Here is a 23116-nt window from a genome sequence, read left to right as displayed (position 1 = left end):
TTCGACCCGAAACGGGGGGGTTGGCCATCGCCGACCGCTCCCCGTCCACTGGTGTGTGAACGAGTAACACAGTAAAAAATAGGGGTGGACTTCGGGACGTTCGAGTCGAACGACAGGCGACTGCAGTCGAACGACAGATGACTGCTGTCGAGCGGTTTTCGACCCGAAAGGAAGGGGTTGCGGTCAGAAACCGAATCGGCGTCTCACCGATGCCACTGTCACCCGGGGCGGACGTGTCCAGTTGGAGTCGTCGCCCCGGGACGCCGTCACGAGACGGCCGCTCAATCGACGATTATCTCCGAATCGGACGACTCCGACGACGCCTTCGGCGACATCTCTTCTTTGTACCGCGTTATCCACTCTGCAAAACAGGTCGGGCAGAGTCGCTGGTTGTCGACCGTCGACCGGTCGACCTGTAGACGGACGTCCCGCGCGAGCGCGTCTTCGACCGACTGGCTACAACTGTCGCACGGGTCGCTCACCGTAACCACCTTCCACGAGTTCGAGTGTCGTCCATAACTCGGTGGTGCGCGGGTGGTAACTTAGTCGTTACCCGCGTTTTCCGGTTCGGACGCCCGTGGTGTCGGTGGCGAGTGCGAACTTACGTGGTTCGAAACGCGCGGTCACCGGCGTCGCCGAGTCCGGGGACGATGTAGCCGTCGTCGTCGAGGTAGTCGTCGATGGCGACGGTCAAGAGGTCGACTTCCGGGAACTCGTCGGCGACGCGGAGGAGTCCGTCGGGTGCCGAGACGGCCGAGAGGACGAACAGTTTCTCGGGGTCGACGCCCGCGTTCTCGAGGACGTGGTCGAGGACGGCACACATCGTCGACCCGGTGGCGAGCATCGGGTCGGCCACGATGACCGTATCCGCTTCGGTGATTTCGGGGAGCTTCACGTAGTCGATGGTGATGGGGAACCCACCGTCGTCGTCCATCCCCGCTTCTTCGTCGCGCCCGGCGGAGATGACACCTTGCTTCGCACGCGGGAACGCCTTCAGGAGTCCCTCGACGAACGGCGTCGCAGCGCGGAGGACGTTGATGATGACCACGTTGTCGAGGCCCTTCACGCGTTCACCGGTCGTCTCCTGCAACGGCGTTTGGATGGTGACGTACTCCGTCTCCATCGCCCCGTCGATAATCTCGTAGCCACAGATGCGGCCGAGTTTGACGAGGCCTTTTCGGAAGGCGACCTGTTCCGTCTGGACGTCTCGGAGGCGCGAGAGCGTGTCCTTCGCCAGCGCGTGTGTGATGAGGTACGCGTCGTCTCGGTCTTCGATGGGCATCTTACCGAATAAGCGGATTCCCGAAGGACATAAATGCGGCTATCGGCCGCCAGCGGCCCCCTGCGGGTAGTTCACGAGTGGAACGCGAGAGTCTCTCACTGCGACGAGGCGGGAGGGACGGTGACTGTCCACCCCATCACCGACAGGCACCGGTCGTCGACGTCGACGAACAGCTATGCATGTTAGTGAGTACAACGACGTGAGTACGCGGGGCATATCTTTGTCGTTGTCTCGCGTAAAGGAGTGTATGAACCTGCGGAATAGACACGGAAAGAGCGTCGATGCCGTCCCGTTCATCGTCGTGGCTTCACTGGCGTTCATGTTCGTCATCTCGTTGGGGCCACTCTACGGGACGCTGTTCGGTGTCCCCATCGCGATGGGCGTCGTCGCGTCGCTCGTCGTCTCCGTCGGATGCGGGTGTGCTGCGTTCTATCGGTTCGTCTGGGCCTTCGACCCCGAATTTCGGTCCGAGATACCGGCGAGCGTCCGCTTCAAGAACCTCGGCTACGCCGCACTGGCGTTCTTCCTGGTTCTCGTGTTGCTCTTGATTCCGGCCATCCCACGAATCACCTGATTCGGCGCGCCCACGCTCGTGCAGTCCCCCCGACCAACCGGTCTGGGTTTTAAGCACCGTGCCGATGAGCGCAAAAACATGGGGTTCGTTAGCACGCTCAAGGAGACACTCAAAGCTTCGACACAGTCTCCCGACCGGTCCGGAGACGGCCAGAAATCCAACGGTGGGTACTGGTGTCACGATTGCTCGGAACGAATCCTCGACTTGGACGTGGAAGGTGAGGGGCCGCCGTCCTGTCCGTCCTGCGGAGACGAGATGGAGTTCGAGCGCTCGCCCGGAACGACCGGGTGCGCCTGTTAGACCCCCTCAGACGCCGCGCCGTCGCCCTTCTCACTTCGTCACGACGTACGTAATCGCGATGAGTATCATCGCCATCGACGCGACGTTGACGAACGTGAAGGCCATCAAGTCGACGTACGAGAGGCCGAGGACGACGATGGTGGCGAAGATAGACGAGAGGACGACGTTCATCGCGAAGACGACGCGCGGGTCACCTTCACCCCACTCTATCTGACCGGTCTTTTCGTCGCTCATTGTTCCACCTTCGGTTCCGCGAGGGTCAACTCTTCGCCCGCCTCGGTCGGATATCGCTCGTCTATCGGCCCGTCGCCGGGTTCGAGGAGGTGTTCGTCCAGTGCCTCGACGAGTGCCGCTTCGTCGATACCACGACCGATGAAGACGAGTTCGGTCCGTCTGTCGCCGTACTCGTCGTGCCAGTCGATTTCGGGGTGGTTGCGGCGGTAGGTGTCCTGTTCGAACTCCGGGAGTGACGCAATCCACGGTCCGCTGGCGGTGACGTACGCCGATGGTCCGGCCTGACTGTAGGTGTAGCGAACGTCGTCTCTGCCCGCTATCCACAGAGACCCTTTGGACCGAACGACCGACTCGGGGAGGTCACCGAGGACCGCCGCCGCACCGTCTGAGTGGAGTGGTGCTCGCCGGCGATAGACGAACGACGTGACGCCGTAGGTCTCCTCGGCGTGAGAGACGACGCTGTGGTCGTGTCCGTGGCCGTCACCATGGTCGTGCCCTTCGTCGCCGTGGCCGTGGGCGTGTCCTTCGTCGCCGTCACCATGGCCGTGTCCTGCGTCACCGTGGTCGTCTCCCGCTTCGTCCGCGTCCGATTCGAGGGCGGCACGCCATCCGACGGGTGCGTCGGGGTCGTGGAGGTCCGAGAGGAGGTGGTCGACGTCGACGTTTCCTCGGGTCGTCTCGACGATGTCGATGCTCGGCCGGAGCGCCGTGATAACGTCGCGAACCTCCGAGACTTCCGTGTCGCTGACGAGGTCACACTTGTTGAGGACGACCATGTCGGCGCTTTCGACCTGTTCGACCAACAGGTCCGACAACGGTTGAATCGTCCCGTCTCCGTCTTCTGCGACGGTTCGTTCCGGGTCGCCGCCGACGAAGGTATCCGCGAAGAGACGTGCGTCCACGACGGTCACGAGGCCCGCCACGTCGTATCTCGCCGCCGCACGTGAGGTGACGAACAGTCGGGCGACGGGGCCGGGCCTCGATACACCCGACGCTTCGACGACGAGGTGGTCGAACGACCGCTCCTGTGCGAGTCGAACGACGGCCGTCTCCAGGTCGTCCTGCAGTTCACAACAGATACACCCGTTGGACAACTCCGTGACACCGCCACCGACGGTGAGTTCCGATTCCTCTGCGACCAGTTCGGCGTCGACGTTCACAGACCCCATGTCGTTGACGAGGACGGCGATGTCGTGGTCGCCGGCGTTCGTCAAGAGGTGGTTGAGAAGCGTCGTCTTACCCGCCCCGAGGCTCCCGCCCAGTACGGTCACCGGAATTGCCTCTCGGGTACTCATAGCCGGCCTTTCCTCGTCCTCGTATATGAACCCGCGGGTCACCCCTGTCGAATTCCGGCAGTAGACCAGTCGTAACGAGACGAACACGTCGCGGACGTACCGCATCGTCGTTCGTGAGCGACACCCTTTTGTCGCGCTATCGGTTTGTATGTAAACTGATGACGCTTGCCGCGCGCATCGAGTCCTTTCGTTCTCTCGTAGAGGAGTGGCTTCGTGGCCTCTACCACGGAATGATAACTCACCCTGCGTACGAGAAAATCGAGAAACAGGCCGAAGACGACGAGGACGCGTTCATGCTCGCGTGCTTCCCCGATGCGTTCGGGATTCCCTCACCGGTGTCGTACTACACCGCCGAACTCCTCCCGTACCTCGAAGACGAGTTCGAGGCGTGGGAGCGACGGATGTGGGACCGCGGGTCGCTCCTCGAACGCAAGGGCCACCAGTACCACTTCTAACATGCGAAAATTCGTATTCTTCGGCGGGAAAGGCGGCGTCGGAAAGACCACCATGTCGAGCGCGTACGCGGTAAAATGCGCCCGTGCTGGTGTTCGAACGCTGCTCGTCTCGACAGACCCGGCGCACAGTACCAGTGACGTGTTCGACCAGCAGTTTACCGACACACCGTCTCCCGTCGAGGGCGAACCGAACCTCGATGCGATGGAGATAGACCCCGAGACGGAGGTTCGAGACCATCTCATGGAGACCAAACGCGCGTTGAGCGACCAGGTGAGTCCGGCGATGGTCAACGAAATCGACCGGCAGATAGAGATGGCACACCAGACGCCCGGTGCCCACGAATCTGCGCTCTTCGACCGGTTCATCGACGTGATGCGGAACTCCGAGGAGTACGACAGAGTCGTCTTCGACACCTCGCCGACCGGCGGGACGCTCCGTCTCCTCTCGCTCCCCGAGTATCTCGATGGGTGGATTCAGCGACTCCTCCACAAACGAAAGCAGTCGGTCAAACTGTTCGAACGCGCGGCAATCGGCAACAACGAACCACGGCGGATGATGGAGGGCGACCCGATTATCGCCCGTCTCGAACAGCGCCGTGACGACTTCACGTTCGCGAAAGACACGCTTCAGGACGACGCTGCGTTCTTCCTCGTCGTCAACCCCGACGAACTCTCGATTCGAGAGACGAAGCGGGCAGTCGAACAGCTCGAATCCTACGGACTCGACGTTCGTGGCCTCGCGGTCAACCGCCTGACTCCCGAACCAGACCCGGAAGAAGAGGGTCGCGGAGCGACGTTCTTGCGCAACCGAGTCAAGACAGAACAGGAACGATTGCGCGAACTCCGCGAAGACTTTTCGCCACCGCTCGTCGCGGCAATCGAGACACGCGTCGCCGAAGTCAAGGGTGACTTCCTCGGAGAAGTCGCAGATGAAATCGAGGTCGACGTCGAACTGACGCCCAAAAAGGTGTAGGAATTTTCATATCACCTAGTGTAGACAACTTTACAAACAAGTTCGAACATCAAACCAGTTGTGTGACTTACCTGTAGTTCAGATACCATACATTCCCAACTATCGTTAACGTTAAGGTAACCATTTTCGTGTCTATTGGTGGGGCAGAGTACCATGGTACAAGTTATATGGCTGGTTGTCACCGTACTCGCGTTGTTCACCGTCGGGTATTTCGGATACTCGCGGTACCTCGCGCAGTTCGTCGAACTCGACGATAGTCGTGATACACCGGCGCACAAGTACGAAGACGGTCAAGAGTACGTACCGGCGAAGAAGCCGGTCTTACTGGGGCATCACTATTCGAGTATTGCAGGCGGCGCACCGATTGTTGGACCAATTACGGCGGGTGTGGTGTGGGGTTGGCTTCCTGCACTCGCGTGGATTGCTATCGGAAACCCACTTCTCGGTAGTGTCCACGACTTCGTCTCCCTGTCGAGCAGTCTCCGACACGACGGCAAGTCTGTCGGTTACATCATCGGCGAGTACGTGGGTGAACGCGGGAAGAACATGCTGCTTTGGTTCGCGTTCCTCACCATCATCCTCGTCGTCGCGGTGTTCGCCCTCGTGGTGGCCATCGTGTTCAACGCCTACCCCGAAGCGGCGACGGCAAGTCTGGTGTACATCGCCCTCGCTGTGCTGTTCGGCGTGTACCTCTACCAGCTGAACCTTCCGTTCATCCCGGGAACGGTTGGGTTCGTCGCTGCGATGTTCGTCGGCGTGTACGCGGGAATCCAGTTCCCCATCGCGCTGTTCGAACCTGCGGCCCGCGCACCGGCATCGACGCTCGTCCTGTTCGGTAGCGGTGGTTCGTGGCTCCCGGCGGCCAGTTCCTTCGGTGCCAACGCCGCAGCGTGGATTCCGGTAATCCTCGTCTACGGTGCACTCGCGAGCGCCCTCCCGGTTTGGGTGCTCCTGCAACCGCGTGACTACCTCTCGTCGTTCCTGCTGTACAGCGGTGTCGGCGGCGCACTCCTCGCGATTATCGTCGGCACGGTTGCCGGCACGTCGTCGCAACCGCTCGTGACGAACCTCGAACCGTTCTACGGCTTCATGGGGCGTACCGGAACACCGCTGTTCCCGCTCCTGTTCATCACCATCGCGTGTGGGACCATCAGCGGGTTCCACTCGCTCGTCTCTTCGGGGACTACCTCGAAGCAGCTGAACAAGGAGTCTGACGCTCGAATGATTGGCTACGGCGGCATGCTCGGTGAGGGACTCCTCGCCACTGTCGCCCTCGCGACAGTCGCTATCATCGCCCCAGAAGTGGGCGGCGGTATCGGCCTCGCGCTCCCGACGTTCGCGACGGGTGGCGGTATCATCCTCACGAGCTTCGGTGTCCCGACGTCCTTCGGCGGTCCGTTCATGGCCCTCGTCCTCGTGAGCTTCCTGCTCACGTCGACTGACACGGCCGTGCGCCTCGGCCGCTACATGATGGAGGAGATTATCGGCACGCCCGAGACGCAAGTCCAAGAGGTTGCCACCAACCGCTGGGGCAACGCTGCGGTGCAGGCTCTCCCGGCGTACATCCTCATCACGAGTGGTTCGTGGCTCACCCTCTGGCAGCTGTTCGGCGGTGCCAACCAGCTTCTCGCTGCACTGGCACTCCTGACGGCAACCGTGTGGCTGGCCAACTGGGACGACTCGAAGCAGCTCATCAGCACCGGCGGCCCGATGGTCCTGATGGTCACCATCACGACGCTCGGTCTGCTGTGGCTCGCGGTTCACGACAACATCTACGCGAAGTTCCTGAACCCCGAGTGGATGGCGTCGGCAACGACTGTCTCCATGGTCTCGGCAGTCGTCCAAATCATCCTCGCGTTCACGCTCATCTACTTGGCACTCTCACTCGCCAAGATGGGTTACGAGAACATCCAGGATGTGCGGGGGTCGAGCAGCACTCGCACGGCTCCCGGCGACGACTAACGACTACGAAAACAACCGCAATTTTTTATCGGCGCAACCGGTCGAAGAGCCGTCGGAGAACCCCTCTCGAACTCGTCGGAGAGATATCCGTCCACAGAGAGAACGCGGCCACAGAGTCGGCGTTTCGACTCGCGATGGCCGCCTCGTCGTCGGGTGCGACGACGGCGACGTTCATCTCGAAGTGACCGTGGTAGCCGAACTTGATGAGCGTCCGGTCCGAAAAGTCGGCGACGAAGTCGTACACGTCGTCCGGGATGTCCGGTGCGATGAGGACGAACGTGAAGTCTGTCCCGTAGTGTTCGGGGTCCGGGTCGACCCACTCCTCTGCGAGTTGGTGGCCCAACTCGACGAGGCGTTCGAGTTCGGCTATCGTCGCCGTCTGAACGCGTCGAGCGAACAGATACTCCTTGGCGTGGTGATTCGCGTAGTTGATGGAGGGGTGCATGAACTGCTTGCGCGTCTCCATCCGCATCGACCCGAACATGTCGAATCGCTCGCCGTGGACCGCGTAGTCCTTCTCCAGGTCGTAGTTGAACATGAGACGGTCGCTCACCCGGTCGAGATACGTATCGTCCCACTCGGGGGCGTCGACGTCCGACTCGTCGTGGCCGGTGTAGTCGTCGCCGACGTCGGGTCGTTCGACGTCGCTCATCTCTCGTCTGGGTCGTACGCTTCGGCGTCACCGGAGACGGCGGGCGAACCGATAGCGAGCAGTTCGACTGCGTCGGTGGCGTCGTCCGGATTGTGCGCGCGGTGCGGACTTCCCGGGTCGACGACGAAGAGGCCATCTTCCGGAACCTCGAACGTCTCGTCGGGCGTCTCGACGACCAGCGTGCCCGAGAGCACGTAGAACGCTTCTTCCTGTTCGGTGTGGTAGTGGTACGCCAGCGGTACTTGCTCACCGGGTTCTGCTCGGAACCGGTTGAGTGCGACGTTCTCTAAGCCGCCTTCGGCACCGATGCGCCGGAGTTCGCAGGGTCGGTCCGGGGTCGGTTCGACTTCGTCCGTGTCCACGACGCGGTATCCCATGAGACGGAGCAACACGTTCGTCCCTATAAGCCCGTCGTGACCGGTGGGAAACCAAGGTTTATTCGTGATGATTACTAACAAGGGGCGTATGGCCGACGCGAAACGTGAAGCGTGTGGTCGCTGTTCGATGACGACAGTCGTCGACGCGACTGCCTCCGGCGACCGAGACCCGCTCGGAGACGAGAAGATAGAACTCGACGAATCTGAGCTTCGGGCGGTATCGCCCACGGCGTGGTTCGAAGGCATCTCGAACCGCCTCGACGACTTCGCCGAACGCGTCATCTACGGTAACCGCTGACTCGCACGCCCGTGAGAGTGGCTCACGGAGCATTTTTATCTACAGGCACGTAGTCCCAACAACGATATGGAAGAGAGTATCTCCGGGTTCAAACGCCGGGGCTCTTGGGGCGCAGTCGTCGAACACGGGGAACGAATCACCCGTGCGCTCCGCGAGGCCGGTGTCGACGGACGCGCCTTCGACGACTGGGACGAGTGGCGACCCAAATCACACGAACGACTGGGCGAGGACGTAAACCAGAAGACTGCCAAGCAGGCCAGCGTCGGGGAGGGTGAGGGCGAGAAGAAGGGCAAAGCACCCAACGACGACCTGAAGACGGCCGGTGAGAAGCTGTCTCGCTCCTACGAGAAGATGGAGGAAGGAGACGACGAAGGTGCCGTCCAATCGTGGCAAGACTCCATCAACTACGTCGCCCGCGCCGCCGACTCCGCCGGTCGGAAGGCACTTCGGAAGGTCGAAGACACGGTCTATCGGAAGGTGATGACGCAACTCGCCCCCTACTACTTCGACAACGAACTCATCAGCGCCAACATCCAGCAGGTCGGACGCGGGTCCGGCGACGAACGGTTCGTCTTCGAGGTGAACGTCAACGACGACGACCTGAAGGCGGAGGTTTCGGAGACGCTCCGCGACTTCGAAGACGAATTCGACCGCTGGCACATCGACACCGAAAAAGAGACCGAAGTCGCAGAAGTGGTCGAAGGCGTCGAAGTGCCGGCGGCAGACAGAGACGAGTAGGGCCAAATCCACGACGAACTGAGGTCGGTGTCGTCCGGCGTCGACTCGTCGTGGATTTGGGAGTTCGCGACGAACTGAGGTCGGTGCCGTCCGGCGTCGACTCGTCGCGTACGCAGTCGCCACGAACTTCGTCATTGCGCGGTGTGGTTCCCAGCGCGCACACGTATTTCTGTTCGATAATACTGATACCGCTCGCCCGTCATGTGGTGGTATGGCCGAACCACTCCGAATCGAGTCTGGTGAGTTGACGGCAGACGAGATTCTCGACGCCCTTCGTGAAGGTCGCCGTATCGTCGTCCGTGCCGAGATGCTCGGTGGCATCCACGAGGTGACGCTCCGGCACGACGGGTCGATATTCTACTGCGACACACCGACGACGCTCCACAAACACGAAGACGAAGCTGGGATGCGGAGTTGCGTGCTGAAGATGGGATACGCCAAAGACGCGTAAACGGAGCGGCGGCCGATTTTTCTCGTTCGTGCGACGTGGCGGGGGTGCCGTCTCCGACGAGATGGTTCCGTAAGGTGAGGGTTTAATCCGACGGACAGCAAACAGATGTGCATGGCCGACGCACCGGATATGGAAGACCTGATGGAGACCGACGACCCGAACTTCGGGCACGTTCTCGCGTGTGTCTTCGGAATCCAGAGCCACGAGAGCAGGACGTATCTCGCACTGCTCGACAACCCCGGAAGTACCGTCGCGGAACTGGCGGAAGTCCTCGAACGTGACCGGAGCAACGTCAATCGCTCGCTGACGACGCTTCTGGACAAGGGACTCGCCGACAGAAAGCGCCGACTGCTCGACCCCGGCGGATACGTCTATCAGTACACGGCGACACCGCTCCCGGAAGCCAAAGAGATGATGCACGCCGCCTTAGACGAGTGGGCCGACGACGTACACGCCCGCATCGACGCCTTCGGCGAGTCGTAAACCGCTGCAAACGCCCGGTGGCCGTCGGGTCTCCACACCGAGCACTGCGGCCACCACTACCGGTGGTCGTCGGGTCTGCCCCCGTCGCCTGCGCGTCGCGTGCCGGTGGCAGGTGCCGCCCAAACCCACCTGCTTTTGTCCCTCTGGTGCCACCGCCCGAGCAATGAGTCTCGAACTTACGGCACCCGCCCCCGAGGAGCCAGCCGTCGCCGAGGACGGTGCGTGGCTCGAATGTATCGAGTGCGGCGAGCAGTTCGCACCGTTCGACGACGTTCGGTACACCTGCGACGACTGTGATGGGCTACTCGAAGTCCGCTACGCCTCCCCGCCGACGTGGGACGACTTCGACGGCCGCGGCGTCTGGCGATACAACGCTGCCCTCCCGTTCGATGAAGGCGTCTCGCTCCCCGAAGGGGCGACGCCACTGCACCGGGTTCCGCGCCTCGAATCCGACGTCGGCGTCGAGACGCTCCGCATCAAACACGAGGGGATGAACCCCACCGGGTCGTTCAAAGACCGTGGCATGACCGTCGGTGTCCGCGTCGCGAAGGAACTGGGCGTCGGGCGTCTCGCCTGTGCCTCGACCGGAAACACCTCTGCGGCACTCGCCGCCTACGGCGCTCGCGGCGGCATGGAGACGCTCGTGCTCTTGCCCGCTGGCAAAGTCGCCGCCGGGAAGATTGCACAGGCCGCACTCCACGACGCGCGCATCCTCGAAGTGGACGGGAACTTCGACTCCTGTCTCGACATCGTCCAGGAACTCGCCGCTCGCGGCGAGGTGTACCTCCTCAACTCGCTGAACCCCTTCCGCCTCGAAGGCCAGAAGACCATCGGCCTCGAAATCCTCGAAGAGTTCCACGAGGACTACGGCACCTACCCCGACCGAATCGTCCTCCCCGTCGGCAACGCGGGCAACACGTCGGCGCTCTACAAGGCGTTCCGCGAACTCGTCCAGTCGGGTGCACTGGACCCCGAAGACGTGCCCAAACTGACCGGCGTGCAGGCCGAGGGTGCCGCCCCGATGGTCGAAGCAATCGAGAACGGGTGGGACGAGACGCGCCGCTGGGACGACGTCGAGACCATCGCCACCGCCATCCGCATCGGTAACCCGGTCAACGCGCCGAAAGCGCTCCCGGGCATCCGCGAGACGGGCGGCACCGCCGTCGCCGTCTCGGACGAAGAGATTACCGACGCACAGCGCGCTCTCGCCGGCGAGGGTGTCGGCGTCGAACCCGCGTCCGCTGCCTCTGTCGCAGGTCTGCGCAAACTCCGCGAGGACGGCACTATCGACGCGGACGAACAGGTCGTCTGTCTCACGACCGGACACCTGCTGAAAGACCCCGACGCGGCGTTCGAGGCCGGCAACGAACCCGAACCCGTCCCGAACGACACCGACGCGGTGCTCGACCACCTCGCCGAGTAAACGCCCACCGACTCCGCTGGCCGTGACGAGACGGGGGTGGCCGACGACGGGCGACCGCCGACAGACGTCAGTTGTTCGTCTGACACATCCTTTTCTTCCTGTGCTACTAGATACCACACGATGTCGCTCAGCAGCATGCCGACCGGGACCATCAGTGGCGGTGGGTCCGGGTCGAGAACGTACCCTCCGAACGAACCCGAACCCGGTCACAGGTCCTCCGAGACCGACGCACGCCGTCGGTCCACCGACGCCCACGCGTCTCGGCAGTCGGCCGACGCCAGGGGACGGGCCGCCGAATCACTTCAGCGCGAGAACCAGGCACTCCGTCGTGCCAACGTCCACCTCAGAGAGAAACTCGACGCGGTCAACCGGGACCAGCAGGATATCATCGACCACTACGAACGACTCTTGACCGAAGTCAACAGAGACGGTGCCGTCGGGACGTCGCCCCGCGGACACACCGCTCGAACGGGGACGTCGGATACTCGGTCGAAGAGAAAACAGGTGTCTGCGGTCGTTCGTCCGGTCGTGGGTCGTCTCGCAGCGCGTGTGTTGCGGACGGTCGGACTTCGCTGACGTGGGTGGTGTGGACGTCGCTTAGAGCGTGATGGTGTCCACGTCGATGATACGGTCGTCTGCGAGGAGTTTCTCGCGGACCTCGTCTGTGACCTCGTCGTCGAGGTTGTAGACGGTGAGTGCCTCGCCGCCGGCCTTGGCGCGGCGGGCGTTGAACATCCCCGCGATGTTGACGTCGTTTTCACCGAGGACGGTGCCGATGAAGCCGATGACGCCCGGTTTGTCGTAGTTGCGGGCGATGAGCATCTGGCCGTGCGGGATGGCGTCGAGACGGTAGCCGTTGATGCGGACGATACGCGGGTCGTCGCCGGCGAAGAGCGTCCCGGAGATGGTCATCTCTTCGTCGCCGTTACGGACGGTGACCGTCACGAGACTCTGGAAGTCCTCGGACTGGCGGGACTTCGACTCGGTGACTTCGATGCCGCGTTCCTTCGCAATCTGCGGGGCGTTGACGGCGTTGACCTGCCATTCGAGCGGCGTGAAGACGCCCTTGAGTGCAGAGGCCGTGACGAGTTCGAGGTCCTCGGCGGCGATGTCACCGTGGTAACTGACTTCGACTTCGCCGAGGCGGCCTTCGAGGAGTTGGGCAGCGATTTTGCCAGCGGTCTCTGCGAGGCCGATGTACGGCTGGATACGCGGGAAGGCGCTCTCGTCGACAGAGGGCGCGTTCAACGCGTTCATCACGGGTTCTTCGCGGAGTGCGGCGACGACTTGGTCGGCCGTCGAGACGGCGACGTTCTCCTGTGCGGCCGAGGTGGACGCCCCGAGGTGGGGCGTGACGACGACGTTGTCGACAGAGAGAAGCGGGTTGTCGGGTGCGACGGGTTCGTCGGCGAACACGTCGACTGCGGCCCCGTCGAGGACGCCGGCCTCGACTGCCTCCGCGAGGGCCGTCTCGTCGACGACGCCACCGCGGGCACAGTTGATGAGATAGCCGCTTCCCATCGTCTCGAGTTCGTCGGTGGAGATGAGTCCCTCCGTCTCGGAGGTCAGCGGCGTGTGGACCGTCAGGAAGTCCGCGCGGGAGAGACACTCGTCGAACCCCACGAGTTCGGCACCGAGTTGCTCGGCGCGTTCCTGTCCGATGTAGGGGTCGTAGGCGACGATGTCCATTCCGAGCGCGTTGAACTTCTTGGCGACTTCTTGGCCGACACGGCCGAGGCCAACGACGCCCAGAGTCTTCCCGTTGACTTCGTTGCCGAGGTAGTCGGACTTGGCCCACTCGCCGTCCTTGAGGCGGGCGTGTGCCTGCGGAATCGAGCGGGCGGCGGCGAAGCCCATGGCGACGGTGTGTTCGGCCGCCGCGCGGACGTTCCCCTCGGGTGCGTTGGCGACGATGACCCCGTGTTCGGTTGCGGCGTCGATGTCGATGTTGTCGACACCGATTCCGGCCCGGCCGACGATGACGAGGTTGGGTGCCGCCTCGAACACCTCGGCGGTAACCTCAGTTCCAGAGCGGACGATGAGTCCGTTTGCGTCGGACACTGCTTCGAGCAGCGCCTCACCTTCGACATCGTACGCAGTCTCTACCTCGTAACCAGCCTCGCGAAGCCGGTCCAGACCCGCGTCGGCAATCGGGTCCGTGACGAGTACCTTCATGCGCGTAGGGACAGACCCACGGGGGTTAAGAGTTGCCACAACGGCCGATATCGTGACATTGAGAGTGTCTAACACGATTGCACAGTTGTCGAACGACTGTCGTCGCTCGGTGATTCTGCCGACGCGGAAGCTTTGAAACCACGCGGGAACGACGGGCACGTATGCGAATCATCGCCTTCGACTTCGACGGCACGCTTTCGGACTCGGAGATGACTGTCCTGCTCGGCGAGAAGAACGGTACTGCCGCCGAGATGGCAGATATCACCGAACGCGCCATGAACGACGAGATTAGCTACGCGGAGAGTCTCCGCTCGCGCGCTCGCCTCCTCGAAGGACTCGAAGAGGAACTCGCCGAAGAGGCCTACGGCGACGTCGAACTCCGCCCCGGCGCGGCAGAACTCATCCAGCGCCTCCGCGACTACGGTCACCACGTCGCCATCTTCACCGGCGGATTCGAACGCGGCGTCGAACGCGCACTGGAGAAAGAAGGGGTCGAAGTCGACGACATCGTCTCGAACCACCTGCCCGTCAAGGGTGGCCGACTCACCGGCGACGTCGAAGGGTCGCTCATCGAGGGCACGAAAGACACCGCGCTCGAAAATTACGCCGCCGACCACGACGTCCCGATGTCCCGAACCGTCGCCGTCGGTGACGGTGCGAACGACCTACCGATGCTCGAAGTTGCCGGCCTCTCGGTCGGATTCGTCCCGAAGGACGCCGTCCGCCCGGCCTGCGACGCCGTCGTCGCCTCGATGAGTCGGTTAGAGAAGGTGTTCGAGGGCTACAACATCCTCGACGCCGACGACGAGTAACCGCGTCGCAGACGCCGGCTCGTGCCCGTCTCGGGCACCGGCGCACACTGCGGGTCGGCAACGTTTGCTGACTGCTAACGCTTATCACAGTCGGCATCGTATCGACTTTCATGTCTATCATCGATGTCGATACACCCGAGTTGTGGGTGGTGGGGTCTGTCTTCGTGGCCATCGCCCTCACCGCGCAGTTCGAGGGTGTCGTCCTCCTCGACTTCCACACACTCGGCATCGACAATTCGATTCCCGCCGCCGTGGCAGTGGTGGGGGCGATGCTGGCGCTGTGGTGGTTCGACAGCGAGTGACCCGTTTCGAGATGGGTGTCTTCTTTGGGTCGAGGTAGGGCCGTCGGTCAGTTCTCGGAATACTCGTTCGTAGTCGTGCAATTCCCCGTGTGAGAGAACCGTCTTCGAGCGTTATTACGTGGCCAAATAAACAACCAATTGTCATGGTTGGTTCCCGCTGGTTCTCCATCGCGCTCGCTCTCCTCGTCGTCGTCGGAGTCGGTGGTTGGGTGTCGCCCTTCGTCCTCGCTCCGGACGCTGGCGGCGACGAGTTCACCAGAGAGCGAGTCTTCGTTCGAGCAGATGGTCGCATCACCGAGGCGGCGCTGTACGTCCCGAGTGGCGAGCGACCCAGACCCGGTATCGTGTTCGGGGCCGGGTCGGGGTCCGAACCCGCGATGTACGCTGGATACGGTGAGACACTCGCTCGGCAGGGGTTCGTCGTCCTGATACCCGGTCCGACCTACGAACTCGAAGACGGGTCGCCCGTTCCGTGGATGATTGTCCGCGACGATACCGCCCTCTGGGACCGTGTGACTGAGAACTACCTCAACTGGGTGGCGTATCTGGAGGCACATCCACGAGTAGACGACGAGCGCATCGTCGTCGGTGGGCACTCTGGCGGGGCCAACGGGGCCTATCGGGCGGCGTACGAACGCGACGACGTACGGGGACTCGTCGCCATCGCGGGTCGATTCCCACCGGAGCGACCCGACCCGCTTCAGACGAACGTCCTCTTGGCGACTGGGAGCGACGATTCGCTCGTCCCACCGAGCACCCTCGTGGAGATATCCGAACCACTGACTGGGACGAAACTCGAACCCGGTGACCGAACCGGGTCGTTCGAAGACGGAACGGCGGCAGGCGTCTTCGTCGCAGACGGGGCGACACACCTCTCGGAGTCGTCCGACCCGTCGCTCGTCGCTGCGACGGCAGAGTGGTCGCTTCGGTCGGTTGGTGAGACGCCCCCCGACCAGTACGAGACGACTGGCCGGCCGATTCGCACCGCCCTCCAACAGTTCGCCTTCGGGTTAGTTGGCGTCCTCGCTGCCACCGCCCTCGTCGCACGCGAGGGGGTTCCTTCGCTGGACAGCGACTACCGGTCGTCTCTCCCGCCGACAGTCGCGGTGGTCGGATTCGTCGCAGTCGTCGGCACGACGCTCTCGGAGAGCGTCTACCACCTCTGGCCTGCACCGTCACAGTTCGTGAAATACGTCCTCTTCGCCGGCATCCTCGCAGTTGTCGGTGGGGTGCTTCTCCGCGGGTCCGAACGAATTCCACGACTAGAGACGCGATACGGGGCAGTCCTGTTCGACGTCGCGTTCGTCGCCGTCTCGATGGCGGTGTTCGTCCTCGTCTCGACGCGCTTCGTCACGTTCCAGTTGGTGACGACGGTGGTCCTATCGGGCGCATTCTTGCTCCTGTTGTTACCAGTCGTCGTCCTGCTTTCCCTTCTGGAGCGAGACGCCGCGCCGCGGTGGGTGTTCAGTGCCCTCGCCGTCCTCTGGTTGTACCCGGCAGTCGTCCCGCCGTATCTGTAGTCGTCCCGCCGTACCTGTAATCGTCCCGCCGTACCTGTGTGTGGTAGTTATCGCGTGACACCTCCAACCTGCGGTATGGACCCACGAATTACACTCGTCACTCTCGGTGTCACTGACCTCGACGAGTCGATACGATTCTACCGAGACGGCCTCGGATTCCCGATGCGTGACCGAGACGAAGACAGCGACGTCGCCTTCTTCGAACTGGACGGGACGTGGCTTTCGCTGTATCCGAGGGAGTTGCTGGCCGAGGACGCCACCGTCTCCGCCGACGGGTCGGGATTCGCCGGCGTGACCCTCGCCCACAACGTCGAGACTCGACCGGCCGTCGACACACTCCTCGACGAAGCACAGGCCGCCGGGGGCCGTCTCGTCAAACACGCACAGGAGGCGTCGTGGGGTGGATACTCGGGGTACTTCGCCGACCCGGATGGCCACCTCTGGGAAGTCGCGTATCCACCGCTATCCGGGGAGTGAGGACTCGAACTGCGGCCTGACGAGGGTACCGATGCGACGAAAAGAACCGCCCGAATCGAGTTACCGATTCAGTGTGTGAATCGCCTGCCCGAGCGCGTTCTCTGCGGCCTCCATGACCGCTTCGGCGAGCGTCGGGTGCGTGTGGATGGTCGAGGCGACGTCTTCGAGCGTCGCGCCCATCTCGATTGCGAGGGCGATTTCGGCCACGAGTTCGGACGCTTCGGGGCCGACGATTTGCGCCCCGAGGATGAACCCTGAATCGTCGTCGGCGACGATGCGGACGAAGCCATCGGCGTGACCCGTCGTGAGCGCACGACCGGAGGCCCGGAAGGGCATCTGGCCGACGGCGGGCGTAAAGCCCATCTCTTCTGCTTCGTCTTCGGTCATGCCGACCGTTCCGATTTCGGGGTCGGTGAAGACGGCCGCCGGGACGGCCTGACTGTCGAAGGCGACGGGTTCGCCGGCGATGTGCTCGGCGGCGACGATGCCTTCTTTCGAGGCGACGTGGGCGAGCATCGGCGTGTCGGCGACGACGTCACCGACTGCGTAGATGTGCTCGACGTCGGTGCGGCGGAAGTCGTCGACGTCGAGGAAGCCCCGTTCGTCTGCTTCGAGGCCGGCGTTTTCTATCTCCATCGTGTCGGTGACGGGCGACCGGCCGACGGCGACGAGTACCTTGTCGGCGCGGTACTCGTTCTCCTCGCCGTCTTCGGTCTCAGTCGTCACCATGATGCCGTCGTCTTCCTCGCGCCATCCGCTGGCACCTTCGCCGAAGTGCATGTCGATGCCGAGTTCTTCGGCGCGCTTGCGGACGACACGGGCCACGTCGGATTCGTATCCGGGCAGGATGTCGTCGAGCATCTCGACGACGGTGACGTCGGAGCCGAGTTTGGCGAACGTCGTCGACAGTTCCATGCCGATGTAGCCACCGCCGACCACGACGAGGCGGTCCGGGACGGTGTCGGCGTCGAGGGCGTCGCGAGACGACCATACCTGTTCGTCGCCGAAGTCGAATCCGGGAATCTGGATGACGCGCGACCCGGTGGCGATGATGCAGTGTTCGAACTCGACGGTCTCCGAACCCTGTCCTTCGCCGCCGTGGGCGATGCGGACCGAGTTCTCGTCTTTGAATCGGGCCGTTCCCTCGACGAGGTTGACGCCGTTTGCTTTACAGAGTTTCTCGACGCCGCCGGTCAGTTGGTCGACGACGCCGTCTTTCCAGTCGCGCAGTTGCGACATGTCCACGACTGGGTCGGCGTGGATACCCATCTCTTCGGCGTTGCCTGCCTCGTGGGCGAGGTTGGAACTCGTGATGAGCGCCTTCGAGGGGATACACCCGTAGTTCAGACAGGTGCCTCCGTAGGCGTCTTTTTCGACCAGCGTCGTGTCGAGGCCCTGTTGTGCGGCGCGGATGGCGGCGACGTACCCGCCCGGTCCGGCACCGATGACGAGGAGTTCCGTTCCGGTCGCGATATCTCCAACGACCATTATTCTAACACCAGCAGTTTGGGGTCTTCGAGCAGTTCTTTGATGCGATTCGTGAAGCGAGCACCCGTCGCGCCGTCGACGATACGGTGGTCGAACGTCAGCGAGAGGGTCAGCACTTTGCGTGGCACGATATCACCATCGATGACACGGGGCTTATCTTTGATTGCGCCGAGCGCGAGGATGCCCACTTCGGGGTAGTTGATGATGGGCGTCGCGTACTCGCCGCCGATGCCGCCGATGTTGGTGATGGTGAAGGTGCCACCGCGCATCTCGCCGGGCGAAATCTTGCGGTCACGCGCCTTCTGCACCAGTTCGTTCATCTCGTCGGCTATCTGGAGCATCCCCTTGCGGTCTGCCTCGTGGACGACCGGAACCATGAGACCGGCGTCCGTCGCGGCGGCGACGCCGATGTTGTACTCGTCGCGGAGGACGATTTCCTCGTTCTCCTCGTCGAGTTGCGAGTTCATGTACGGGAAGTCCTTCAGCGCCGCGATGACCGCCTTCATCACGAACGGCATGTAGGTGAGCTTCGTCTCCTGTTCTTCGGCGACGGGTTTGAGTTGCGAGCGCAGTTCGACGAGTTCCGTCACGTCCACCTCGTCGTGGTGGGTGACGTGCGGTGCGGTGTACTTCGACCGCTGCATCTGGTCGCCGATGGCCTTGCGGACGCCCTTGTAGGGGACGCGCTCGCCGGCGGCGGGACCAGTCTCGGCCGCCTCGGCAGTCGCGGTGCCTGCGCCGGGTTCGGCGGAGACGGCTTCCGCGTCTGCGGCCTGCGCTTCGCGCTGTGCGTCGGCGTACTGGGCGACTGCCTCGGGCGAGACGAACGCCTCGCCGTCGCGCATCTCCGTCGCGGGCACGGCGTCGATGTCGACGCCTTTCTCCTTGGCGAGTGCCCGCGTCGCAGGGGCGGCCAGTGTCTTGTCTCGGTCTGCGCTTTCGGCCGGTGCGGCCGTGGTGTCGCTGGACTCCGTCGTCGCAGACTGTCCGTTGATTTCGATGCTGCGTGGGCCGTCGTCCGTCGGTTCTTCTTCTTCGGCCTCTGCGGCAGCACGAACGTCACCTTCGGTCACACGGCCACTCGGACCGCTTCCCTCGACAGTCGAGAGTTCGACGCCGAGTTCGCGAGCGAGGCGGCGGACGCTCGGGGAGGCGAACACGCGCCCGCCGGTGTCGCCCGAATCGTCCGTCTCTGCGGGTTCTGGCTCTGCTTCCGTCTCGGGTTCTGCTTCCGCTTCGGCAACCGCGGCCTCGTCGTCCTCGCCATCCTCCTGAATGGTGATGATGACGTTGCCGACGGGGACCATCTCGCCCTCCTCGGCGAGCAGTTCCTTCACCGTCCCGTTGAACGGCGAGGGAACGTCCACGAGTGCCTTGTCCGTCTCGACTTCGGCGAGCACCTGGTCTTCGGTCACTTCGTCGCCCGGTGCGACGTGCCACGTTACGAGTTCGCCTTCTGCGACGCCTTCGCCGACGTCTGGTAGTTTGAATTCCTTGAGCGCCATTGTTCAGAAGTTCACCGTCTCTCGGATGCCGTCTTCGATGCGGGCCACCGACGGGAGGTAGTAGTCTTCCAGTGCGTACAGTGGGTACGGTACGTCGTAGCCCGCGACGCGCTTTACTGGTGCTTCCTGATACAGGAGTGCCTCTTCTTGGACGATGGCCGTGATTTCGCCGCCGAGGCCACCCGTCTTGGGGGCCTCGTGGACGACGACTGCACGACCGGTCTTCTTGAACGACTCGACGACTGCCTCACGGTCTAACGGCGAAATCGTCCGCAGGTCGACGACTTCGGCGTCGATGCCCTCTTCTTCGAGGTTCTCGACCGCTTCGAGCGTCGGGCGCGTCATCGCGCCGTAGGTGAACACCGACACGTCCGACCCTTCGCGGCGGACGGCGGCCTCACCGAGTGGGACCGTGTACGCTTCTTCGGGAACTTCACCGCGGAACGCGCGGTAGATGAGTTTGGGTTCGAGGAAGATGACCGGGTCGGGGTCGCGAATCGCGGAGATGAGCAGCCCCTTCGTGTCGTACGGCGTCGAGGGGATGACCACCTTCAGGCCCGCCTCGTGCGCGTAGAACATCTCCTTGGACTCGGAGTGCGACTCGGGAGCGCGAATGCCGCCGCCGTAGGGCGCACGCAGGACCATCGGGAGCGTGTATCGCCCGCGAGTGCGGGTGCGGAACCGCGCCATGTGGCTGACGATTTGGTCGAATCCGGGGTACATGAACCCGGAGAACTGAATCTCCGGAACCGGCTTGAGTCCCATCGCGGCCATGCCGACGGCCGTACCGATGATACCGGACTCCGCGAGGGGCGTGTCGATGACTCTGTCGTCGCCGAACTCGTCCCAGAGGCCCTCGGTTGCGCGGAAGACGCCGCCGTTCTTCCCGACGTCTTCGCCCATGACCAACACCTCGTCGTCGAGGTTCATTTCGGTGTAGAGACCGTCCCGTACCGCCTGTACGATGGTAAGATTCTGTGCGCTCATTCTCGGAGGAATCCCTCGTCGCCAACCTTCTCACGGAGTGCTTCGAACTCCTCGTACTGTGCTTGAACCTCGGGGGTCCGCTCTGCGTAGGCGTAGTCGAACATGTCGCTTGGCTCCGGACGTGGGTCGGACTCGGCCGCGTCGATAGCGTCTGCGACCTGCTGTTTGACTTCTGCTTCGATGGTCTCGACTTTCTCGTCGTCGAGTCGCCCCGTCTCTCTGAGGAACGTCTCCAGTCGTGGAATTGGGTCTTTCGCCTTCCACTTCTCGACTTCCTCGTCGTCCCGGTAGACTGTCGGGTCGTCGGCGGTTGTGTGTGCTCCGAAGCGGTACTGGACCGCCTCGATGAGTGTGGGTCGGCCCTCGCCCTCTGTCGGATTCCGGGCTTTCTCCAGTGCCGCCTGCGTCACGGCGTAGACTGCAAGCGGGTCCATCCCATCTACCTGTACGCCGTCCATCCCGTAGGCCGTCGCCTTCTGTGCGATAGTCTCGGCGTTCGTCTGTCGTTCGCGGGGGACGGAAATCGCCCACTGGTTGTTGTTACAGAAGAAGACGTTCGGCGTGTCGAAGACGCCGGCGAAGTTGAGTCCCTCGTGGAAGTCGCCTTCGGACGTCGCGCCGTCACCGAAGTAGACCATGACCGCTCTGTCCGTCTTCCCCTGGAGTTTGAGCGCCCACGCCGCGCCCGTCGCGTGCGGAATCTGCGACGCGATGGGAACTGCGGGCGGGAGGATGTTCGCATCCTCGGGCATCTTGTTGCCCTTCTCGTGGCCCATCCAGTAGAGCAGTGTCTGCTTGAGAGGGAGGCCCCGAAGCAACGCAGCGCCGTGTTCGCGGTAACTGGGGACCATCCAGTCGTCTTCCGCCAGCGCGATGGCGCTGCCAATCTGTGCGCCTTCCTGTCCCGACAGCGGTGGATAGGTACCCATCCGCCCCTGCCGCTGGAGGCTCACCGCCCGGGTGTCGAAGTGTCGGGCGAGGCGCATGTAGCGGTACATATCGACGAGTGTCTCGTCATCGATGTCGGGGACTTCACCGACGACGGCCCCGTCCTCATCGAGCACTCGTACCTGGTCCTGTGGGTCACGCTGAAGTACGCTCACGGGAGAACCCTCCTGTTCATGAAAAAATCGACTCCCGCTGGCGTTATATTGTTTTCGTATATAATTTACTTTGACTCGGAATATTGCGCAACTGCCCGTGCTATGTAAACCCACGGGGGACAAAATTGGACATTTTGGCTCCTAAACGATTCTTCCTGATGGTCATTAGTGTGAACGCGCATCTGACCGAGAAATAATCGGAAATATCGACAACTTTTCACAACGCATCGAGAGTGAACTGGGCTGACTGCTGACAGAAACGCGTGCTTCACCGCCGCTCGGCGGGGTCTAGACCAAACGAGTGTGGCTTACTGTCCCGCGGCGGCGCGCGCTGCCCGTCGGGCCTCCTCGACACTCGACCCGTCGCGGAGGAGGGCATCGACGAACAGTTCGCCCGCCTTGTACGACGACCGGACCATCGGACCGGACGCACAGTAGAGGAAGTCGAGTTCGTCTTCGGCGACCCGTCGCCACGTCTCGAACACGTCGGGGTGGACGTACTCGAACACGTCGAGGTGGGTTCGAGAGGGTTGGAGATACTGGCCGAACGTCACGATGTCGACGTCCGCCTCCCGGAGGTCCGACAGCGTCTGGTAGACTTCGTGGGCGTGTTCGCCGAGGCCGAGCATAATCGACGTCTTGGTGTGGATATCCGAGTTGTCCTCGACGTACTGAAGCACCGACAGCGACTGTTCGTATCCCGCGCGGCGGTCACGAATCGGCCACTGGAGCCGTTCGACCGTCTCGATGTTGTGGGCGATGACGTCCGGGCCGGCGTCGATAATCTGCTGGACGAGTTCTGGTTCGCCCTGGAAGTCGGGAATCAACACTTCGACGAGGACGCCGGGGTCACGGCGTTTTATCTCTCGAATCGTCTGTGCGAAGTGTCCGGCACCCTGGTCCGGCAAGTCGTCGCGGTCCACGGAGGTCAAGACGACGTAGTCGAGGCCGATTTCCGCCACCGCGTCTGCGACGTTGGTCGGTTCGTCGGGGTCGAGTGCTTCCATGCCACCCGTCTGGACGTCACAGAAGTTGCACCCACGCGAACACCGGTCGCCCATGAGCATGAACGTCGCCGTCCCGGGGCCGTCGCGACCACTCCAGCACTCGCCCATGTTCGGACAGTTCGCCTCCTCACAGACCGTGTTGAGGTTTCTATCCCGGAGCGAGGCTTTGATGTCGGTGAAGCGCCGGCCCGATGGCGGTCGCATCTTCAACCAATCTGGCTTCCGCCGCGTGCGCATGCCCAA

Annotated in this window: 26 protein-coding genes and 1 pseudogene; 15 read left to right on the top strand and 12 right to left on the bottom strand. The window is 62.9% G+C overall.

Annotated elements, in window-relative coordinates; genetic code table 11:
* Positions 1 to 281 precede the first annotated feature (281 nt).
* Together ACK3R5_RS15120 and upp are read right to left on the bottom strand one after the other, a co-directional pair.
* Positions 282 to 482: a hypothetical protein gene (locus ACK3R5_RS15120; RefSeq protein ID WP_411964868.1), complete on the bottom strand. Its 201-nt coding sequence runs from the start codon at positions 480 to 482 to the stop codon at positions 282 to 284.
* A gap of 119 nt (positions 483 to 601) precedes the next feature.
* Entirely contained in the window at positions 602 to 1282 is a 681-nt protein-coding gene (gene upp, locus ACK3R5_RS15115; RefSeq protein ID WP_411967554.1) for a uracil phosphoribosyltransferase, read from the bottom strand.
* Between the two features lie 247 nt (positions 1283 to 1529).
* Here upp and ACK3R5_RS15110 point away from each other — a divergent pair, with 247 nt between their 5' ends.
* Positions 1530 to 1856: a hypothetical protein gene (locus ACK3R5_RS15110; protein WP_411964866.1), complete on the top strand. Its 327-nt coding sequence runs from the start codon at positions 1530 to 1532 to the stop codon at positions 1854 to 1856.
* Between the two features lie 78 nt (positions 1857 to 1934).
* Positions 1935 to 2156 carry a hypothetical protein gene (locus ACK3R5_RS15105; RefSeq protein ID WP_411964865.1) on the top strand — a complete coding sequence of 74 codons (222 nt, stop codon included), beginning with the start codon at positions 1935 to 1937 and terminating at the stop codon, positions 2154 to 2156.
* A gap of 30 nt (positions 2157 to 2186) precedes the next feature.
* Here the strand turns inward: ACK3R5_RS15105 and ACK3R5_RS15100 are convergent, their stop codons facing one another.
* Positions 2187 to 2390 (bottom strand): hypothetical protein, encoded by a 204-nt coding sequence (locus ACK3R5_RS15100; RefSeq protein ID WP_411964864.1) that lies wholly within the window; start codon positions 2388 to 2390, stop codon positions 2187 to 2189.
* Positions 2387 to 3685 (bottom strand): CobW family GTP-binding protein, encoded by a 1299-nt coding sequence (locus ACK3R5_RS15095; protein ID WP_411964863.1) that lies wholly within the window; start codon positions 3683 to 3685, stop codon positions 2387 to 2389. Before ACK3R5_RS15095 ends, ACK3R5_RS15100 begins: the two co-directional genes overlap by 4 nt.
* A gap of 158 nt (positions 3686 to 3843) precedes the next feature.
* On the opposite strand from ACK3R5_RS15095, the gene ACK3R5_RS15090 reads away from it, so the two are divergent.
* The 3 genes from ACK3R5_RS15090 to ACK3R5_RS15080 all read left to right on the top strand — a co-directional run bounded on the left by ACK3R5_RS15090 (position 3844) and on the right by ACK3R5_RS15080 (position 7075).
* Positions 3844 to 4140, top strand: coding sequence for a hypothetical protein (locus tag ACK3R5_RS15090; protein WP_151111565.1), 297 nt, complete (start codon positions 3844 to 3846; stop codon positions 4138 to 4140).
* 1 nt (position 4141) lies between these two features.
* Complete coding sequence (locus tag ACK3R5_RS15085) at positions 4142 to 5113, top strand: ArsA family ATPase (protein ID WP_411967553.1); 972 nt, start codon at positions 4142 to 4144, stop codon at positions 5111 to 5113.
* A 153-nt stretch (positions 5114 to 5266) separates the two neighbouring features.
* Positions 5267 to 7075 (top strand): carbon starvation protein A, encoded by a 1809-nt coding sequence (locus ACK3R5_RS15080; RefSeq protein WP_411967552.1) that lies wholly within the window; start codon positions 5267 to 5269, stop codon positions 7073 to 7075.
* A gap of 25 nt (positions 7076 to 7100) precedes the next feature.
* On the opposite strand, the gene ACK3R5_RS15075 is transcribed toward ACK3R5_RS15080, so the two are convergent.
* Both ACK3R5_RS15075 and ACK3R5_RS15070 read right to left on the bottom strand, forming a co-directional pair.
* Complete coding sequence (locus ACK3R5_RS15075) at positions 7101 to 7727, bottom strand: hypothetical protein (protein ID WP_411967551.1); 627 nt, start codon at positions 7725 to 7727, stop codon at positions 7101 to 7103.
* Complete coding sequence (locus ACK3R5_RS15070) at positions 7724 to 8104, bottom strand: cupin domain-containing protein (protein WP_411964859.1); 381 nt, start codon at positions 8102 to 8104, stop codon at positions 7724 to 7726. Before ACK3R5_RS15070 ends, ACK3R5_RS15075 begins: the two co-directional genes overlap by 4 nt.
* A gap of 88 nt (positions 8105 to 8192) precedes the next feature.
* Between ACK3R5_RS15070 and ACK3R5_RS15065 the strand changes: the two genes are divergently transcribed.
* The 6 genes from ACK3R5_RS15065 (at position 8193) to ACK3R5_RS15040 (ending at position 12073) form a co-directional block, all read left to right on the top strand.
* Positions 8193 to 8402, top strand: coding sequence for a hypothetical protein (locus ACK3R5_RS15065; protein WP_411967550.1), 210 nt, complete (start codon positions 8193 to 8195; stop codon positions 8400 to 8402).
* A 66-nt stretch (positions 8403 to 8468) separates the two neighbouring features.
* On the top strand, positions 8469 to 9140 hold the full coding sequence (locus ACK3R5_RS15060; RefSeq protein WP_411964857.1) for a DUF5828 family protein: 672 nt from the start codon (positions 8469 to 8471) through the stop codon (positions 9138 to 9140).
* 211 nt (positions 9141 to 9351) lie between these two features.
* Positions 9352 to 9591: a hypothetical protein gene (locus ACK3R5_RS15055; protein WP_411964856.1), complete on the top strand. Its 240-nt coding sequence runs from the start codon at positions 9352 to 9354 to the stop codon at positions 9589 to 9591.
* 111 nt (positions 9592 to 9702) lie between these two features.
* On the top strand, positions 9703 to 10074 hold the full coding sequence (locus ACK3R5_RS15050) for a helix-turn-helix domain-containing protein (protein WP_411964855.1): 372 nt from the start codon (positions 9703 to 9705) through the stop codon (positions 10072 to 10074).
* A gap of 163 nt (positions 10075 to 10237) precedes the next feature.
* Positions 10238 to 11497: a threonine synthase gene (gene thrC / locus ACK3R5_RS15045; protein WP_411967549.1), complete on the top strand. Its 1260-nt coding sequence runs from the start codon at positions 10238 to 10240 to the stop codon at positions 11495 to 11497.
* Between the two features lie 120 nt (positions 11498 to 11617).
* Positions 11618 to 12073 carry a hypothetical protein gene (locus tag ACK3R5_RS15040; RefSeq protein WP_411967548.1) on the top strand — a complete coding sequence of 152 codons (456 nt, stop codon included), beginning with the start codon at positions 11618 to 11620 and terminating at the stop codon, positions 12071 to 12073.
* 21 nt (positions 12074 to 12094) lie between these two features.
* Here the strand turns inward: ACK3R5_RS15040 and serA are convergent, their stop codons facing one another.
* A complete protein-coding gene (gene serA / locus ACK3R5_RS15035; protein ID WP_411967546.1) occupies positions 12095 to 13672 on the bottom strand; it encodes a phosphoglycerate dehydrogenase in 1578 nt (525 codons plus the stop codon).
* Positions 13673 to 13827: 155 nt separating this feature from the next.
* On the opposite strand from serA, the pseudogene serB reads away from it, so the two are divergent.
* The 4 genes and pseudogenes from serB to ACK3R5_RS15015 all read left to right on the top strand — a co-directional run.
* Positions 13828 to 14484 (top strand): annotated as a pseudogene (gene serB, locus ACK3R5_RS15030) (phosphoserine phosphatase SerB); the annotation flags it as partial.
* A 110-nt stretch (positions 14485 to 14594) separates the two neighbouring features.
* Positions 14595 to 14786 carry a hypothetical protein gene (locus tag ACK3R5_RS15025; protein WP_411964851.1) on the top strand — a complete coding sequence of 64 codons (192 nt, stop codon included), beginning with the start codon at positions 14595 to 14597 and terminating at the stop codon, positions 14784 to 14786.
* Between the two features lie 143 nt (positions 14787 to 14929).
* On the top strand, positions 14930 to 16306 hold the full coding sequence (locus tag ACK3R5_RS15020) for a dienelactone hydrolase family protein (RefSeq protein ID WP_411967545.1): 1377 nt from the start codon (positions 14930 to 14932) through the stop codon (positions 16304 to 16306).
* A 75-nt stretch (positions 16307 to 16381) separates the two neighbouring features.
* Positions 16382 to 16783, top strand: a complete 402-nt coding sequence (locus ACK3R5_RS15015) for a VOC family protein (protein WP_411967544.1) — start codon at positions 16382 to 16384, stop codon at positions 16781 to 16783.
* Between the two features lie 60 nt (positions 16784 to 16843).
* Here the strand turns inward: ACK3R5_RS15015 and lpdA are convergent, their stop codons facing one another.
* The 5 genes from lpdA to lipA form a co-directional block, all read right to left on the bottom strand.
* On the bottom strand, positions 16844 to 18271 hold the full coding sequence (gene lpdA, locus ACK3R5_RS15010) for a dihydrolipoyl dehydrogenase (protein ID WP_411964848.1): 1428 nt from the start codon (positions 18269 to 18271) through the stop codon (positions 16844 to 16846).
* Positions 18271 to 19776, bottom strand: coding sequence for a 2-oxo acid dehydrogenase subunit E2 (locus tag ACK3R5_RS15005; protein ID WP_411967543.1), 1506 nt, complete (start codon positions 19774 to 19776; stop codon positions 18271 to 18273). Before ACK3R5_RS15005 ends, lpdA begins: the two co-directional genes overlap by 1 nt.
* A 3-nt stretch (positions 19777 to 19779) precedes the next feature.
* Positions 19780 to 20763, bottom strand: coding sequence for an alpha-ketoacid dehydrogenase subunit beta (locus ACK3R5_RS15000; RefSeq protein WP_411967542.1), 984 nt, complete (start codon positions 20761 to 20763; stop codon positions 19780 to 19782).
* Complete coding sequence (pdhA, locus tag ACK3R5_RS14995; RefSeq protein WP_411967541.1) at positions 20760 to 21866, bottom strand: pyruvate dehydrogenase (acetyl-transferring) E1 component subunit alpha; 1107 nt, start codon at positions 21864 to 21866, stop codon at positions 20760 to 20762. Before pdhA ends, ACK3R5_RS15000 begins: the two co-directional genes overlap by 4 nt.
* A 308-nt stretch (positions 21867 to 22174) precedes the next feature.
* Positions 22175 to 23110, bottom strand: coding sequence for a lipoyl synthase (gene lipA / locus ACK3R5_RS14990; protein ID WP_411964844.1), 936 nt, complete (start codon positions 23108 to 23110; stop codon positions 22175 to 22177).
* Between the last annotated feature and the right edge of the window lie 6 nt (positions 23111 to 23116).

The organism is Haloferax sp. YSSS75 (genome assembly GCF_046764215.1).
In the GTDB taxonomy this organism is placed as follows: domain Archaea; phylum Halobacteriota; class Halobacteria; order Halobacteriales; family Haloferacaceae; genus Haloferax.
This window is presented reverse-complemented; position numbering and strand designations above follow the sequence as displayed.